A 15,370-nucleotide genomic window follows, 5' to 3' on the forward strand; every position below is an offset into this window, starting at 1 on the left:
AGTGGAGTGTAGCTAAAACACATCGATCAGAACGGCAGCTTCATGCCCGGTGGCAGTTGCATGCCGGCGGTCACGCCGCCCATTTTTTCCTGGCTGTTGGCTTCGATCTTGCGCACGGCGTCGTTAACGGCCGCGGCGAACAGCGCCTCGAGCATTTCCAGGTCATCTTCGCCAACGCCCGGCAGGACGCTTGGGTCGATGCTCACGCGCTTGATGTCGTGACGACCGGTCATCACCACACTGACCATATCGCCACCGGCTTTACCGGTGACTTCGGCGTTGGCCAGTTCTTCCTGCATCTTGGCCATCTTTTCCTGCATCTGCTGCGCCTGCTTCATCAGGCCGGCCATGCCACCTTTCATCATGGGAATCACCTCAAAGTACGTGGATCAATTAGTAGCCCGGTGTTATGACGCCTGAGGCACCGGGGCTTCGACGGGTTCAATAGTATCGTGACGGACGACCGCACCGAACTGTTGCATCATTTGCTGGATGAGTGGATCACCCTGGATCGAATCCTCGGCCTCGCGCTGGCGGTTGATACGACGGCGGGTCGCGGCCTGGGCCGGGGTTTCCTGCTCGGGCTTGATCAGCTCGATGGTGATGGTCAGCGGGCGCTCATGATACTGGTTCAGTGCATCGTTGAGGCGGCGTTGCTGGGTCGCGTTGAACAGGGCGCTGTGGGCCGGGTCCAGGTGCAACAGCCAGTGGTCGCCCTCAATGGAGATCAGTGTGCAGTTGGCGGCGATGCTGCCGGTCATGCCGGAAATCGGCAGTTTCGGGAACAGCTCCAGCCATTGCAGGGCCAGGCCGGTGGCCGGGGCCGCAGCGGGTTCCGCCTCGGGCTCGGGGGCCGGCTCGGCGGTGTGTTCGCTGGCCAGGTCGTCCAGGTAGCTGTAGGCCGAATCCATGTCCGGCTCGATGTAGTCCTCGTCCAGCGGCGGTTCGTCGTCGAGGTCGATGCCCGGCGTGGCAGCTTCCACCTGGGCCACGGTGGGCTCGGGGACCGGCGCGGACACCCACTCGGGGGCATCCGGCACCACGCTGTCCGGGGTCGGCGTGGGCATCGGCGTCAGCTCGGGCTGCTCGCCGCTGGTTTCCAGCACGGGCTCTACGGCAGGCACCCGCTCGACGTCGGCGTCAGCCTCCACCGGGTCATTCCAAGGCAGGTCGACGACCGGCTCAGGCGCGCTGACCGGTTCCGGCTCAACCGCCGGCGCAGCAGACACTGGTTCAGGCTCAGGTTCAGGCGCAGGCACCGAAGCAACCGGCGCGGGTGCAGCAACCACTGGCGCAACCACCGCCGCGCCAGCCACTGGTTTGGCGGAATCAACTGTGGCCTGGCTGATCCCCACTGGCTTTAGCGGCTGTCTCGGCGCGTCTGCCGAGTCGGCAGGCCGGAAGGCCAGCATCCGCAGCAGCACCATTTCAAAGCCGCCCCTCGGGTCGGGGGCCAGGGGCAGATCGCGGCGACCGATCAGGCCCATCTGGTAGTAGAACTGCACGTCTTCGGCCGGCAACGCCTGGGCCAGGGCCAACACGCGGTCGCGGTCGCCATGGCCGTTGTCGACACCCTCAGGCAGCGCCTGGGCGATGGCAACGCGGTGCAGCACATTAAGGATTTCCGAGAGCACGCCATTCCAGTCGGGGCCTTGCTCCGACAAGTGGCGCACGGCCTCGAGCAAGGCCTTGGCGTCGCCTTCGATCAGCGCGTGCAGCACGTCGAATACCTGGCCGTGGTCCAGGGTACCGAGCATGGCGCGCACGTCGGCGGCCATGACCTTGCCCTCACCAAAGGCAATGGCCTGGTCGGTGAGGCTCATGGCGTCACGCATCGAACCATCGGCGGCGCGGCCGAGCAGCCACAGGGCATCGTCTTCGAACGGTACGTTCTCGACGCCCAGCACGTGGGTCAAATGCTCGACCACCCGCTCAGGGGTCATGTTTTTCAGGGAGAACTGCAGGCACCGCGACAGAATCGTTGCAGGAAGTTTCTGCGGGTCGGTGGTGGCCAGGATGAATTTGACGTAGGGCGGCGGCTCTTCCAGGGTTTTCAACAAGGCGTTGAAGGAGTGGCTGGAGAGCATGTGCACTTCGTCGATCAGGTAGACCTTGAAGCGACCGCGGCTTGGCGCGTACTGCACGTTGTCGAGCAGTTCACGGGTGTCTTCGACCTTGGTGCGGCTCGCGGCGTCGATCTCGATCAGGTCGACGAAACGCCCTTCGTCGATTTCCTTGCACACCGAGCACGTGCCGCAGGGCGTCGAAGTGATACCGGTTTCACAGTTCAGGCATTTGGCGATGATGCGCGCAATGGTGGTCTTGCCCACCCCCCGAGTACCGGTGAACAGGTAGGCGTGGTGCAGCCGTTGGCTGTCCAAGGCATTGATCAGAGCCTTGAGCACATGAGTCTGGCCGACCATTTCGCGGAACGAGCGCGGACGCCATTTACGTGCAAGAACCTGATAACTCATCGAAAACCGTCGCAACTGGGAAGCGGAAGCCGGTAATGCTAGCGGAGCAAAGGGGAAATTGCATCCGGCACGCTCGCCTAATCTGACTAAGCTTGCCTGATTGGCCCCAAAAAGGCCTGAACCCGGAGAGTGTATGCGCGGAGTCCTGGGCGCTTTATGGATGATCACCTCGGCTTGCCTTGCAGCCCCCACCCCCTTGCGCTTCTCGGTCTCCGACAGCTGGGCCATGCCCGTGGTGCAGTTGGAGGACGGCCGGCCGACCCAGGGTATTTTGTATGACCTGATGTTGAGCCTGGCCACCCAAGTTGGCCGACCGGCCGAATTCCACGTGCTGGCGCGGGCGCGCATCTCCGGCGCCATGGAGCATGGCGACATTGACGTGCGCTGTTATGTCACCCAGGCCTGGGTCGACAACCTGTCCGACGACTTCAGCTGGAGCATCCCGCTGATGGTGCAGCGCAACCTGCTGGTCAGCACCCACATCCCCGCGCAGCCCGTACACGTCAGCAAACTCGCGCCGCAAGCCATCGGCACGGTGCTCAATTACCGCTACGCCACCCTCGACCCGCTGTTTGCCAGTGGCCAGCTCAGCCGCGACGATGCGCGCAGCGAGGAGCAAGTGCTGCACAAACTGGTGGCCGGGCGCTTCAAGTTCGCCGTGGCCAATGAATGGATACTCGACCGTTTCAACCAACGGATGCCGGTCGGCAAACGGCTGCACAAGGTGGCAGTGATGGATGAACAGCACCTGGGCTGCGCCGTACGCAACGACCCGGATGTGCCGGTGCAGCAGATCCTGCGCACCTTATTGCGGATGAAGCTGTCGGGCGAGATCGATCAACTCATCCAGCTCTACACCGGTGAGACTCCTGACAGGAACTGACAGCACCGCCTTATAGACTCGGCTCCCCAAACACGCATGTCCAAGGAGCCCGCATGAACACCATTGCCCACTATTTCCTGCTGTACGTCGACAGCCCGGCCACCAGCGCCAACTTCTATAGCCGCCTGCTGGACAAGCCACCGGTGGAGCTCAACCCGACCTTCGCCCTGTTCATTCTCGACAATGGGGTAAAACTGGGGCTGTGGTCGCGCCATACCGTACAGCCGGCGGCCCAGCTCACGGGCGGTGGCGGTGAAGTGGGCATGTCCCTGGCCGACAAGGCCGCCGTGGATGCCTTGCACGCCCTGTGGGTCGAGCGCGGTGCGACGATCATCCAGTCACCGACCGCCCTGGACTTCGGCTACACCTTCGTCGCCCAGGACCTCGATGGTCACCGGCTGCGCGCGTTCTGCCTGCACGATTGACCGCCAATGCCCTTCCAGGCTGATGGCGGCCACGCTGGCCAACACGATCACGCCGCCCAGCACCACTTGCAGGGCAATGTGCTCGCCCAGCAGCGTTGCCGCCATCGTCATCGCCACCGGCGGGATCAGGTACATCGCGACTGAGGCGCGGCTGACCTCGACATGTTTCAACACATACCCCCAGGCCAGGTACGCCAAGGCGCTGGGAAAAATCCCGAGGACCAGTACCGCGAGGTTTTCCGGCAACGGCGCCTTCATCACCGCCGAGGGCAGACCTGGCAGATTCACGCAGAGCATCAAGGTGCCCGCCCACACCATGTAGCACGCCATCGTCAGCGGGCTGTAGCGGTGCGCATAGTGTTTCTGGATGGCGAAGTACAAGCTCCACGACACGGCCGCGAGCAGGATCAGCAAGCCGCGCGGGTCGATATCGCCCACACCGTGATCGCCCCAGATCACCACCAGCACGCCGAGCAAGCCCAGCAACACGCAGCTCCAGCGCCAGAGGCTGACCCGTTCCTTCAAGCAGAAAAACGCGAGCAATACACTGAACAGCGGCGCCGATTGCGCCAGCACGCTCGACGCCGCAGCGGTCACGAATTGCTGCCCGTAATTGAGGCTGGTGTGGTGCAGGAACACGCCGAAAAAACTCAATACCAGCAGCCACGGCAGATCCCGCACGCGGGGTCGACCGATGCCCAGCACCAGCGCCACGCCCGCCATGAACACTGACGCGATCAAGAACCGCAGCAGCGCGAGCTGGCCAGGGCTGTAGCTGTGCAGGCCCATATGCACGCCAATCGGTGAATAGGCCCAACAGAGGATGACGCTGGCGATGACTAGCGTAAGCTTCAGGGGTAACGGGGTATTCATTGACGGCCATCCGAAAACTGAGAAGGAATGCCGTCAGTCTTGGCCCAGGCAAGGCGTAGGACAATTAACCGTTTCTGACTTCTGAAATCACGGGAACTGAGCAATGGAACTGGCCCAACTGAACATGGTGCGAGCCGTGGCGCGAACCGGCAGCGTGGCCCAGGCCGCCGTGCAATTGCATTGCGTGCCGTCCAACATCACCACGCGCATCAAGCAGCTGGAAAGCGAGTTGGGCACGCCACTGTTTATTCGCGCCGGGCGTGGGCTGGTGATCAGTGCTGCCGGTGAGATCTTCCTGGAGTATTGCGAACGCATCCTGGCCTTGGTGGACGAGTCCAAACGCGCCGTGGACGCCAACGCCATTCCCCGTGGCACCCTGCGTATCGGCGCCGTGGAGTCCAGCGCCAGCGGGCGTCTGCCGCCCCTGCTGGCCGAGTACCACCGGCGCTACCCGGACGTCAGCCTGGAACTGGTGACCGGTGCCTGGGGCGAGCTGCTCGACGACCTGCAACACCACCGCCTGGACGTGGCGCTGGTGGCCGCCGGCAACAAACGCGCGAAGCTCGAACACAGCGTGGTCTACCGCGAACGCCTGGTGCTGATCGCCAGCGCCTCCAGCGACCCGATCCACAGCGCCGAAGACCTGGCTGGCCGCACCTTGCTGGTGTGGCCACCGGGCTGCCCTTATCGGGCGGCGCTGGAGAACTGGGTCAAGCCCCACGCCTTCAAACCGGCGATTGCCAGCTATGCCAGCTGGGGCACGATCATCGGTTGCGTGAGTGCCGGGATTGGCGTGGCGCTGGCACCGGAAGGCATCCTGGCCCGCTATGAGCAGGCCAATCAGCTGGCGTCGTACCGCTTTGAGGAATGGCAGGCAGTGGACAACCTGCTGTTCTGGCACAAGGACACCCAGCGACACCTGGCGCGGGATGCGTTTGCCGACTTGTTGCGTGAAACCTTTGGCGGATGAAAATCCAAAATGTGGGTGTGGGCTTGTTGGGCTAAATGGGGCTCTTTGTGATGTACGGTTTTTTGTAGTGAGCGGGCTTGCCCCGCGCCGGGCTGCGAAGCAGCCCCATCAGATCTACAGTGAACCCGCAGGGGAACAAGCCCCGCTCCCCCCAAAAGCCCCATTCCCCACAACCCCCCGCGTCCAGACTTAGACGCTTATCGTTGTCGAGATCAGCCTTTGGGGGCCGCCAACCGCGCATACTGATCCTGGCTGATCCACCCCGTAAACGAGCGATCATCCGCATTGATGAACTCGACCTGGGCCCAGCCATCCTTGAAGGCCAGCACACCGACCACGTCATTCTTGACGATGTACGGCCGTTTCGCCGCCTTGGCACTTGGGTTTTTCAGCAGGTAAGCCTTGTCGGCGGACACCTTCACCAGGCCGATCCATTTTTTGCTGGCGGTCTGGGTCAGGTCCAGGCCGGTGGCAATCTCCGGCATCAGCACATTGAGGCAACCCGGATGCTGGCGGCCTTCTGCCACGGTCAGGGTCACGCCGTCAGACGACGCTGCCACGCTGCCGGGGTAAGACTCGTCGAGCCAGGTGGTCAGCGCGCCGGGCTGGCCTTGCAGGTAAAACGTGCAGCCGCGCGTCACGCCTTCGCCCATCTGTTCCGAGTAGTAGCCTTCGACCTGGTGCTCAGGCGTCACCGCGAGCATCAGCCCTTCGTATTTGCCTGAATGCAACGCGGGCGAACCGGCAAAGGCAGGCGCTACGGCGCACAACGACAACACACCCAGTGCTAGAAAACGGATCATCTTATTTTTTCCCTTCAAGTTTCTCGTAGGCTTTTTGCATCAGGACGTCGTAGTTGCCGTAGTCCTCGCCGTTATAGTTACGCGCCATGCCGGTAAAATCTTTAGTCTTCATGGCCTTCATCAACGCCGGGCTCTTACTGCAAAACCCGAGAAACGCCTTTAGTTGGTTGCCCGCATTCACTTTTAATGCCGCAGAAAACTCAAACACGGTCTTGTAACCACAGGATGCAAAGTTGAACCCCATGATCTGAAACATGCCCCACGACGCCGACATCAAGGCCGCTTCCTGATCCAGGGCAAAGGCGGTGGCCATGGTTTCCCAGGCCTTGGTCTGGTCCTTGTTGTTAATCTGCCACTGGGGCCCGGCCTTTTTCTTATAGGTGTAGGACAGCAGCGGGTGCGCCTGGTCGTAGATGTGCTTGGTGTACCGCTGAAACAGGTGCCCTTCAAACGCGATCACCGGCAACTTGGCCGGCCCGAACCCCGAACGCCCGCCGGACTCCACCGTGGCGAAAGCCTTGATGATATTCACCGAAATGCCGCTGCCCAACTGCGTGGCGGCGTTCTGAAAGTCGCTCTCGCTCAGCGTCATGCCCCCGTCGCACGTGGCCTGGAGCATCAATTGGCGGTTACGCCGCTCGGCCTCGATCACCGCGCGCATGCGGTCCAGGTACACATTGACCGTGGCTTGCACCGCATCCCCCTGGTTATTGCCGAACGTATTCAGAAAGCTCGGAATACGCAGGGTCGGGAAGGCCTTCACCGGCACCTTGACCGCCTCTTCGATCAAACTGTTGAAGGTTTTACCGGTAGGGTCGATCACGCCATCGGGGTGGGCATATTTGAGGTGGCGAAACTGGTACTGGCTGATGCACTGCACCAACTGGCCGTCGCACTTGCCGTTTTCGGCCAGCGGAAACCCCAGCTTGGGAATGATCAAATTGAATAGATACTGGATGCACTGCACATCGGCGGGCAAGTTACGGGCTTTACCGGGGGCGCCCACCGAAGCACTGATAAGACGGGGCAACCCTTGCAGGCTTTTCATCACAGACATCCTTGTTAGTTAAAGAAGTAGTGGCACTTCAATATCAACTCCACCACCTTGTCATACTCTGAAACAAGTGGCTGGCGGAAACTAACAAGGCGGTTTGGGGTTGTCCAGAGCGACCGGTAAAAGTTGTGAAACAGCCGAATATATTTGATCAGTAACCGTGGAACTCTCGGGTTTTCTGATACGTGTGGAAATCAATCCACTCGACCACGTCGTAAGGCAGGTACAGCTGCGCGCGAGCCCTGGAAATGGCGATGTACACCGCGCACAGTCGCTGATCGAACGCGTAGGCATCCTTGAACTTAACGTTGGTGAGCAGCTCGGGCGTGAGCAATACGCGGTCGAACTCCATGCCGCCCGCCTCTTCCGCGAGCATCAGCAGGCAGCGCTTGCCGGGGACGCCGCTCAACCGGTTCAAACGGGTAATGTCGGCGACGTTGAAGCCTTTTTCCAATTCACTCTCGACCCACAGGAACGATTCATCGAACTGGCCGGCATCGCGCACCTGCTGCCAGTCGTCCATGTCGCTGAAATACGCATGCGGGCCGTTGTGGTTGTGCTCGTTGCTGTAGAACTCCGGCTTGAACAAGGCGACAGCGCTGATCATGAAGCGCTCGAGGTCCTGCTGCGCGGCGTTGTCGAGGAGACCAAAGGGGCAGTTGGCCTGCTGCAACTGAATCGCCCATTTCATGGTGTCCCAATGGGAGGCAGTCAGCACCACGCAGCCTTCCGGCGGCACGAAGCCTTGGGGGTAATGCTCAATGCCGACATCGGCATCCCGGGCGCCTTCAAAGGGCGTCTTGCCCTTCTGCGAGTGCACGCTGATCAACGGATTGACCAGACGCTCGACGTTGCGGCCTGAGCGGACGGAGTAACTGATGTCAGTGTGCCGGACCTCACGCTTTCTCCGGACCATCACACCGCTGGCCAATTGGTATTCATCGCCGAGGGTGATCAGCACCTGGCGGCCGCGCTCGATAATTTGCAGCAACGACGGCGGGATGTCTTGGCTTTCGTCGATCAGTACATGGGTGTACCGGGGCGGCACCACGCACCCTTCGAGGCTCGCACGCTTGATCAGCCACAGCGCCGCGAAGCCGGTCTGGTTGGCCCATTGCGGGTTGGCTTCCAGGTAGGTCCACACGCGGCTGGCATACTCCAGCAACGCTTGGGCGTCGACGCTGGACAGCGGTTGCTTGAAATGCGGCAAGTGCCTCGCCGACAGGCTGTGATGGTTGGAGTGGCAGTAGCTTTCGAGCACCTTCAGACAGATATCGAGTGTCACCGCGCCATCGTGCCCCCGCCAGCCATGGATATTGAGGGCCTGGGACACATCGTGCTTGCCGGGCAACCTCACCGGCGAAATCTGCGCGGAGGGCCGTGGCCCCTGAAGCAGGGCCTTGGCGAAGGCGGCAAACGTCGAGCCGGCCTTGCTGTCACGCGCCAACCCCATACGCTCGCGAAGCGTCGCCAGTTTTGCCCCCGTGCGCGCCAGTACAAGGGTCTGAGCGGGCCGCAGGCACTCCATCAATGCGCCGAGCAAGTGGCTCTTGCCGATGCCCGCATAGCCTTGCACATGCAGGTCTTCGTTCAGGTTGGCGCGAAAGGTGCGCACCAGCTTGTCCTGGGCCGGACTGAGCCAGCGTTCGCGGTGCCGGGGCGTGATCATCTGCTGGCTGAACGGGTCATTGCTGCGCAGGTGGCGGACCTTGTAGCCGATATCCCATTTGCCCGAAGGCAGCAGGTAATCCCGCGCCGCGACTTCTTCAGCCGACACCAGCCGCAGGTTGACCGTTTTGAGCGCATTGAAGCCAAAGTACAGTTTGCGCGGATCGAACAGCCGCTGGGCTTCGGACAGTAATCTCGCGGTGCCTTCTGCCTGCGTGTCCACCGCCCAGTCGATCAGCTTGGTCAGGATGCGCTCGGCGCCCATGCAGGTCAGGTCTTTTTCTGCGGTCTGGGCCAGGTTCTGGATGACCAGCACGGCGGCCAACTCCGGGTCCGTCAGGCCGGCAAGGGCGGTGGCACCGTCGGTGCCCAGCAGGGCCGTGCAGGTCTCATCCGTCACGGGCAGGAAGACGGGGCTGGATAAATCAAAGTGTTCCGGTTGCATAGTTCCTCGCAGCCAGGCAATCAGGCATTGCCCTGACCGCCCAGCTCAAACCGATATTCCCCAAGAGACCCCGACATGCCGCCGCTATGAGGATGCACGTGCGGCGTAGAGGCCATCGCATTGATCTGCTGTTGGAGTTCGAACACCGCCATATCGAGCAGCCTGCGCATGTCCTCGGCACTCTGTGCGGCCACATTCAACTGCAGCGTGCAGGCACCCGCGAGTGGCGGCGACGCGGGCTCGGCCGGCGGCGCGGGTTCATCGGCCACCTGCGCAACTTGGATCATTTGCGCCTGGCTGAGGATCTCCGCGTGCTCGTCATCCATCAGGTCCAGCACCCTCGCTAATTCCAGGGTCTGTTCAGGGTGCGATTGAATACGGTCCTTGATCTCCAGGCGCCGCATCTGCCACTCCCGCAGTTTTTCGCGAGTGAGGTCGTCGACTTTTTCCACGTGTGTTGTCTCCGCATGCCAGGCACTGGAGTATGCCGCCATGGACCGCCCGATGGCAGATGGCGTGAAAGCATTTTTGAAGTGAAATTTAAGAGGTCATGCAAGGAAGAGCGTTATGGAGGCAACCCCACCAGCCACACCCCGGCACACAATGTTCCCGCTGTGGCTGCTGCCTTCCGGCTCTGACCAGGTTCACGGGTAATCGTTGCGGGGGGACCGATGGGGTCACCATAACGACGCTGGCCTCTCGGCAAGCGGGGCCATTGTACCGATCTCATCGGAAGTTACAACCGTTGGGGCCGGATTAAAAAATGAGGGGGTTCAAGTACTTGTCATAGCTATGGAGATTGGTGTGTTCTCCTGTGGGAGGGAGCATGCCCCCTCCCACCTTGGCTCATCACTGTGCGTGCACGACCTCATCTGCCCTTCCGCCCTCTTCCTGGATCACCAAGTGAATAAAGTGCAGCTTGGCGATCACTGCCGGTGGCAGCACGAAGGGATAGAAATCTGGCTGACCCATGCTGCGCGACAGTTCGTTGAGCATACCAGCCAGTTCGATCCAGGCGTTGACGAACGATAGGAACGCCGCGCCGCCAGGGTGCTCGGGGTCGTAGAGCGTGCTGAGGGGGAATGGCTGGTAATCCAGGTCCATCTCGCGACCGCTCATGCCAAAGCCGAGGGCGGTGTCGACGGCGTCCATCATGTGCAGGTAGTGGGCCCAGGTTTCGGCCCAGTCTTCCCAAGGGTGCATGGTGGCGTAGGCACTGACGCAGGTTTGCTGCCAGTCGGGGCGCGGGCCGTTCTGGTAGTGCTGGTCGAGCGCCTCGGCGTAACTGGCGCGTTCATCGCCGAACAGGGCGCGAAAGGCTTCAAGCCAGTGGGTATCGGCGATCAGGCGGTCCCAGTAGTAATGGCCGACCTCATGGCGAAAATGGCCGAGCAGGGTGCGATAGGGTTCACGCATCTGTACGCGGACTTTTTCACGGTGGGCATCGTCGGCTTCCTTGATGTCGAGGGTGATCAAGCCATTCGCATGGCCCGTCATCGGCGCATTGCCTTCCAGGTCGATACCGACGAAGTCGAAGGCCAGGCCGTTGTCTTCGTCGGCGGTTTTGGGCACGACTTGCAGGCCGAGGCTGATCAATTGCGCGACCAGGCGGCGCTTGGCGGTTTCTACTTTGCGCCAGCGTTCATGGTTTTCCGGAATCGACAGGTCGGGGATGGTGCGGTTGAGGCTGCACGCCACGCACAGCGGCGCAGTGCTGTGGGCAGGGATCAGCCAGTTGCAGGCAGCCGGCGTGTCGAGGTTGGCGCAGCGGCGAAAGGCGCCGGCGTCGAGATTGTCATCCTGCAGCCACGTGCCTTCCACGGGGCCGGGCTGCAGGGACGCGAGTCGACTTTGTTGCGGTTGATAACCCAGCAGTGCCTGACAGGCCAGGCACTGGCTGTTGCGAAAGAACAGGGATTGGCCGCAGCGGCACTGCCATACCTTGCTGTCGCGAGACGGGCCGGCCGCGAAGGGCGCAGCAATACGCGAACTGAGTTGCTCGAAGTAGCGGAACATGGCGATCTCTCCCAGGGTGACTGAGACTAGATCATTTCCCCGTCGAAATCGTTCCACATTATTGTAGTGAGCGGGCTTGCTCCGCGCTGGGTGGTTAAGCTGCCCCAGATCCAGGCACTTCGGTCTATTTGAAACACCTAAGCGTCTGTGTGGGGGCTGCTTCGCAGCCCGGCGCGGGGCAAGCCCGCTCACCACAGCAATCGGGCTCACCACAACGGTCCCGAATCAGACGGGGATGTTGTGTTTGGCGAGGAAGGCGACGAAAGCTTCTTCATCCAACACTTTCAGGCCCAATTCACTGGCCTTGGCCAGCTTGGAACCGGCACCCGGCCCCGCCACCACGCAGTGGGTTTTCGCCGAGACCGAACCCGCCACCTTGGCGCCCAGGCTTTCAAGTTTGTCCTTGGCCACGTCACGGCTCATCAGCTCCAGGGAGCCGGTGAGCACCCAGGTATGCCCGGCCTCGGGTAAGCCTTCGACCACCTTCTTCTCGCTGTCCCAATGCATGCCAAAATCCTTGAGCTGCTGCTCGATGGCCAGGGCGTGGTTGGCGTTGTCTGCGTTATCGAAGAATTCGCGCACGGCCTTGGCCTGCTTCTCGGGCAGTGCCTGACGCATATCCAGCCAGTCGGCCTTGATCACGCCCTCCAGGGTAACGAACTTGTCCGCCAGCTTCTGCGCAGCGCCAGGGCCGACGCTGGGCACGTGGAGCTTGTCGAGCAAACCACCCAAGGTGGTGCTGGCGGCGAATTCGGCGCTCAGCTCGCCCTGATCCTGCAATTGCAGGGCGCATGCCTGCGGCGACAGCAGCGCGCCGATCACGTCTTGGTTGTGGCTGTCTTCGAAGAAGCTGTGAATCTCGTGCGCCACTTCCAGGCCCACGTCCGGCAAGTACGTCAGCACTTCCGGCAAGGCTTTTTGCACGCGCTCCAGAGACGCCAGGGAGCGCGCCAGCACCTTGGCGGTTTCCTCGCCTACGTCGGGAATGCCCAAGGCGTAGATAAACCGCGCCAGGGTCGGGGTCTTGCTGTTTTCGATGGCGGTGATCAGCTTTTTGCTGGAAATATCGGCAAAGCCTTCCAGGTCGATGATCTGCTCGTACTTGAGCGTGTAGAGGTCGGCCGGCGAGCCGATGAGCTTTTCATCCACCAGTTGCTCGATGGTCTTGTCGCCCAGGCCGTCGATGTCCATGGCGCGGCGCGAAACGAAATGGATAATCGCCTGCTTAAGCTGGGCGCCACAGGCCAGACGGCCGACGCAACGGTACACCGCGCCTTCGCTGACGGTTTCCTTGCCCTTGCTGCGCTTGACCAGTTGCGTGCGCTCCACATGGGAGCCACACACCGGGCAGCTTTCGGGGATCTGCACCGCGCGGGCATTTTCCGGGCGGCGCTCGGGGACGACCGACACGACCTGCGGGATCACATCACCGGCGCGGCGGATGATCACGGTGTCGCCGATCATCAGGCCCAGGCGCGCAACTTCATCCATATTGTGCAACGTGGCGTTGGACACGGTCACACCCGCGACCTTGACCGGTTTAAGTCGCGCGACCGGCGTGACGGCACCGGTACGGCCGACTTGGAATTCCACGTCGAGCAGTTCGGTCAGTTCTTCCATGGCCGGAAATTTATGCGCGATGGCCCAGCGCGGTTCGCGGGCGCGGAACCCCAACTCGCGCTGGGAGGCGATGCTGTTGACCTTGAATACGACACCGTCGATTTCATACGGCAGGCTGTTACGCCGCTCGCCGATGTCGCGGTAGTAATCCAGGCAATCCTGGATACCCTTGGCCAGTTTCAGCTCGTGACTGATCGGCATGCCCCACTTCTTCAGTTGTTGCAGGTTGCCGATATGGGTATCACTGATGTCGGTGGTCACACCGTAGCAGCAGAACTCCAACGGGCGGCTGGCAGTGATCTTCGAGTCCAGCTGGCGCAGGCTACCGGCAGCGGCGTTACGCGGGTTGGCGAAGGTCTTGCCGCCGACTTCCAGTTGCGAGGCATTGAGCCGTTCGAAACCGGCCTTGGACATGAACACTTCACCCCGCACTTCCAGGGTCGCCGGCCAGCCGCTGCCGTGCAGCTTCAACGGAATATTGCGCACGGTGCGTACGTTGACGCTGATGTCTTCGCCGGTGGTGCCGTCGCCACGGGTGGCGCCGCGTACCAGCTCGCCGTCCTGATACAGCAGGCTGACCGCCAGGCCATCGAGCTTCGGTTCGCAGCTGTACTCCACCGCTGCCCCGCCGCCAAACAGATCGCCCACCGGCAGGTCGAGCCCTTCGGTCACCCGGCGATCAAATTCGAGCATAGTGGTTTCATCGAAGGCATTGCCGAGGCTGAGCATCGGAATGTCGTGCTTGACCTGGGTGAACGCCGACAACGCCGCACTGCCGACCCGCTGCGTCGGTGAATCACGCGTGACCAGGTCAGGGTGCTCGGCCTCCAGAGCCTTGAGCTCGTGGAACAGCCGGTCGTACTCGGCGTCCGGAATGCTCGGTTCGTCAAGGACGTGGTAACGGTAGTTGTGCTGATCCAGTTCAGCGCGCAGTTCGAGGATGCGGGTGTGAGCGGCGGTCATGGGTGTTCTCTCATAAAGCAAAAGAGCAGCCGAAGCTGCTCAATATGTTAGTGCACGGATTCTACAGACAACGCTTAAGATCGAACCTCAGCGTTTCTGTGTCAGGGCGCGACGCTCGAACTCGACGATGCGCTGACGGTAGTGTTCGATGGTTTGCGCGGTCAAGACGCTGCGTTGGTCATCCTTGAGCTCGCCGTTCAGTTCCTGGGACAGCTTGCGGGCTGCCGCCACCATCACGTCGAACGCCTGTTTCGGGTGACGCGGGCCTGGCAGGCCGAGGAAGAAGCTCACGGCCGGGGTGCTGAACAGATCGATATCGTCCAGGTCGAACGTGCCCGGCTTGACCGCATTGGCCATGGAGAACAGCACTTCGCCGTTACCCGCCATGCTTTCGTGACGGTGGAAGATATCCATCTCGCCAAACCGCAGGCCGCTTTCCAGGATGTTCTGCAACAGGGCCGGGCCTTTGAAGCCGGCGGCGTCGCGGCAGATCACGCTGATCACCAGCACTTCTTCGGCGGGCGGCTGATCGTTCACGGACTGGCGCGGTGCGTTCTTGCCCGCGTTTTCATCCGGGAAATCATCATCGCGGCTGCTGAAGCTCGGGCCTTCATCGACGTCGAGGTTCAGGTCACCCTGATGCGGCTCGGCCACGCCGGCGCTGGCGCGTTTGCCACGCTTGGAGGACGGCTCGCGGGCTTCACGCACTGGCGCGCTCATCGACGGCAAGTCGTGCTCGTCCAGTTGGGGTTCTTTATGGGTATCCAGCACGCGGGGCGGCCCCAGCAGCTCGGCGCTGCCGTCGTCGTCGGGCAAGTTGGACAGGTTGCGGTCCAGACGGAATTTGAGCTTGCCCTTGCCACCGCGCATTCGGCGCCAGCCATCAAAAAGAATACCGGCAATGACAATAATGCCGATGACGATCAGCCACTCGCGCAGACCGATTTCCATGTAATCCCGTGCCTCTAATAAAAAATGCTGAAAAATAAGGGGTTTAGCACCGTGCAAACCGCTTTAAAACGTGGCGCCAACTCTATGTTCTGACTGACGTTTTGCCCACGCATACGAAAAATTGACATTAAACTAGCACGACCAAAGATAACTTTACACCGTCTGTCAAAATGCCTTGAACAAATATGTCCATTTGCCACTTTCGCCAGACCGGTAAACCGTCTT

The 15,370-nt window shown here is 61.5% G+C and carries 13 protein-coding genes and 1 other RNA gene; 3 read left to right on the forward strand and 11 right to left on the reverse strand.

Translation table 11 applies throughout. From position 1 onward, the window contains the following. Nucleotides 1-26: 26 nt before the first annotated feature. Together ACI512_RS27170 and dnaX are read right to left on the reverse strand one after the other, a co-directional pair. On the reverse strand, nt 27-365 hold the full coding sequence (locus ACI512_RS27170; protein WP_003175481.1) for a YbaB/EbfC family nucleoid-associated protein: 339 nt from the start codon (nt 363-365) through the stop codon (nt 27-29). Between the two features lie 42 nt (nt 366-407). Beyond that, nucleotides 408-2,474 carry a DNA polymerase III subunit gamma/tau gene (dnaX, locus tag ACI512_RS27175; protein WP_064052667.1) on the reverse strand — a complete coding sequence of 689 codons (2,067 nt, stop codon included), beginning with the start codon at nt 2,472-2,474 and terminating at the stop codon, nt 408-410. Between the two features lie 133 nt (nt 2,475-2,607). Between dnaX and ACI512_RS27180 the strand changes: the two genes are divergently transcribed. After that, on the forward strand, nt 2,608-3,357 hold the full coding sequence (locus tag ACI512_RS27180) for an ABC transporter substrate-binding protein (protein WP_236381997.1): 750 nt from the start codon (nt 2,608-2,610) through the stop codon (nt 3,355-3,357). Between the two features lie 53 nt (nt 3,358-3,410). Further along, nucleotides 3,411-3,782 (forward strand): VOC family protein, encoded by a 372-nt coding sequence (locus tag ACI512_RS27185; protein ID WP_236381995.1) that lies wholly within the window; start codon nt 3,411-3,413, stop codon nt 3,780-3,782. On the opposite strand, the gene ACI512_RS27190 is transcribed toward ACI512_RS27185, so the two are convergent. After that, nucleotides 3,696-4,655: a DMT family transporter gene (locus ACI512_RS27190; protein WP_236381993.1), complete on the reverse strand. Its 960-nt coding sequence runs from the start codon at nt 4,653-4,655 to the stop codon at nt 3,696-3,698. The two genes, ACI512_RS27185 and ACI512_RS27190, sit on opposite strands and share 87 nt — an antisense overlap. Before the next feature lie 103 nt (nt 4,656-4,758). Between ACI512_RS27190 and ACI512_RS27195 the strand changes: the two genes are divergently transcribed. Next, nucleotides 4,759-5,625 carry a LysR family transcriptional regulator gene (locus ACI512_RS27195; protein WP_046036428.1) on the forward strand — a complete coding sequence of 289 codons (867 nt, stop codon included), beginning with the start codon at nt 4,759-4,761 and terminating at the stop codon, nt 5,623-5,625. A 212-nt stretch (nt 5,626-5,837) separates the two neighbouring features. Here the strand turns inward: ACI512_RS27195 and ACI512_RS27200 are convergent, their stop codons facing one another. From ACI512_RS27200 to zipA, 8 genes are all read right to left on the reverse strand, one after another. Further along, on the reverse strand, nt 5,838-6,428 hold the full coding sequence (locus tag ACI512_RS27200; protein WP_231807506.1) for a hypothetical protein: 591 nt from the start codon (nt 6,426-6,428) through the stop codon (nt 5,838-5,840). A gap of 1 nt (nt 6,429) precedes the next feature. Beyond that, the gene (locus ACI512_RS27205) at nt 6,430-7,476 is read right to left on the reverse strand and encodes an N-acetylmuramidase family protein (protein ID WP_015885320.1); all 1,047 of its coding nucleotides are present in this window, start codon (nt 7,474-7,476) and stop codon (nt 6,430-6,432) included. Nucleotides 7,477-7,633: 157 nt separating this feature from the next. Then, the gene (locus ACI512_RS27210) at nt 7,634-9,595 is read right to left on the reverse strand and encodes a hypothetical protein (protein WP_236379488.1); all 1,962 of its coding nucleotides are present in this window, start codon (nt 9,593-9,595) and stop codon (nt 7,634-7,636) included. 20 nt (nt 9,596-9,615) lie between these two features. Further along, entirely contained in the window at nt 9,616-10,047 is a 432-nt protein-coding gene (locus tag ACI512_RS27215) for a hypothetical protein (protein ID WP_236379489.1), read from the reverse strand. A 125-nt stretch (nt 10,048-10,172) separates the two neighbouring features. Beyond that, nucleotides 10,173-10,269: signal recognition particle sRNA small type (ffs, locus tag ACI512_RS27220), an RNA gene on the reverse strand. A gap of 175 nt (nt 10,270-10,444) precedes the next feature. Then, complete coding sequence (locus ACI512_RS27225; protein ID WP_093545598.1) at nt 10,445-11,611, reverse strand: putative zinc-binding metallopeptidase; 1,167 nt, start codon at nt 11,609-11,611, stop codon at nt 10,445-10,447. Between the two features lie 225 nt (nt 11,612-11,836). Next, on the reverse strand, nt 11,837-14,194 hold the full coding sequence (gene ligA, locus ACI512_RS27230) for an NAD-dependent DNA ligase LigA (protein WP_236379490.1): 2,358 nt from the start codon (nt 14,192-14,194) through the stop codon (nt 11,837-11,839). Nucleotides 14,195-14,281: 87 nt separating this feature from the next. Further along, nucleotides 14,282-15,145: a cell division protein ZipA gene (gene zipA / locus ACI512_RS27235; protein WP_236379491.1), complete on the reverse strand. Its 864-nt coding sequence runs from the start codon at nt 15,143-15,145 to the stop codon at nt 14,282-14,284. Nucleotides 15,146-15,370 lie beyond the last annotated feature (225 nt).

The sequence above is a fragment of the Pseudomonas petroselini genome (genome assembly GCF_045037875.1).
In the GTDB taxonomy this organism is placed as follows: domain Bacteria; phylum Pseudomonadota; class Gammaproteobacteria; order Pseudomonadales; family Pseudomonadaceae; genus Aquipseudomonas; species Aquipseudomonas petroselini.

Bases quoted from the DNA above. Each gene is read 5' to 3' on its own strand.
- ACI512_RS27170 (WP_003175481.1), bottom strand. From the start codon at position 365: ATGATGAAAGGTGGCATGGCCGGCCTGATGAAGCAGGCGCAGCAGATG.
- dnaX (WP_064052667.1), bottom strand. From the start codon at position 2,474: ATGAGTTATCAGGTTCTTGCACGTAAATGGCGTCCGCGCTCGTTCCGC.
- ACI512_RS27180 (WP_236381997.1), top strand. From the start codon at position 2,608: ATGCGCGGAGTCCTGGGCGCTTTATGGATGATCACCTCGGCTTGCCTT.
- ACI512_RS27185 (WP_236381995.1), top strand. From the start codon at position 3,411: ATGAACACCATTGCCCACTATTTCCTGCTGTACGTCGACAGCCCGGCC.
- ACI512_RS27190 (WP_236381993.1), bottom strand. From the start codon at position 4,655: ATGAATACCCCGTTACCCCTGAAGCTTACGCTAGTCATCGCCAGCGTC.
- ACI512_RS27195 (WP_046036428.1), top strand. From the start codon at position 4,759: ATGGAACTGGCCCAACTGAACATGGTGCGAGCCGTGGCGCGAACCGGC.
- ACI512_RS27200 (WP_231807506.1), bottom strand. From the start codon at position 6,428: ATGATCCGTTTTCTAGCACTGGGTGTGTTGTCGTTGTGCGCCGTAGCG.
- ACI512_RS27205 (WP_015885320.1), bottom strand. From the start codon at position 7,476: ATGAAAAGCCTGCAAGGGTTGCCCCGTCTTATCAGTGCTTCGGTGGGC.
- ACI512_RS27210 (WP_236379488.1), bottom strand. From the start codon at position 9,595: ATGCAACCGGAACACTTTGATTTATCCAGCCCCGTCTTCCTGCCCGTG.
- ACI512_RS27225 (WP_093545598.1), bottom strand. From the start codon at position 11,611: ATGTTCCGCTACTTCGAGCAACTCAGTTCGCGTATTGCTGCGCCCTTC.
- ligA (WP_236379490.1), bottom strand. From the start codon at position 14,194: ATGACCGCCGCTCACACCCGCATCCTCGAACTGCGCGCTGAACTGGAT.
- zipA (WP_236379491.1), bottom strand. From the start codon at position 15,145: ATGGAAATCGGTCTGCGCGAGTGGCTGATCGTCATCGGCATTATTGTC.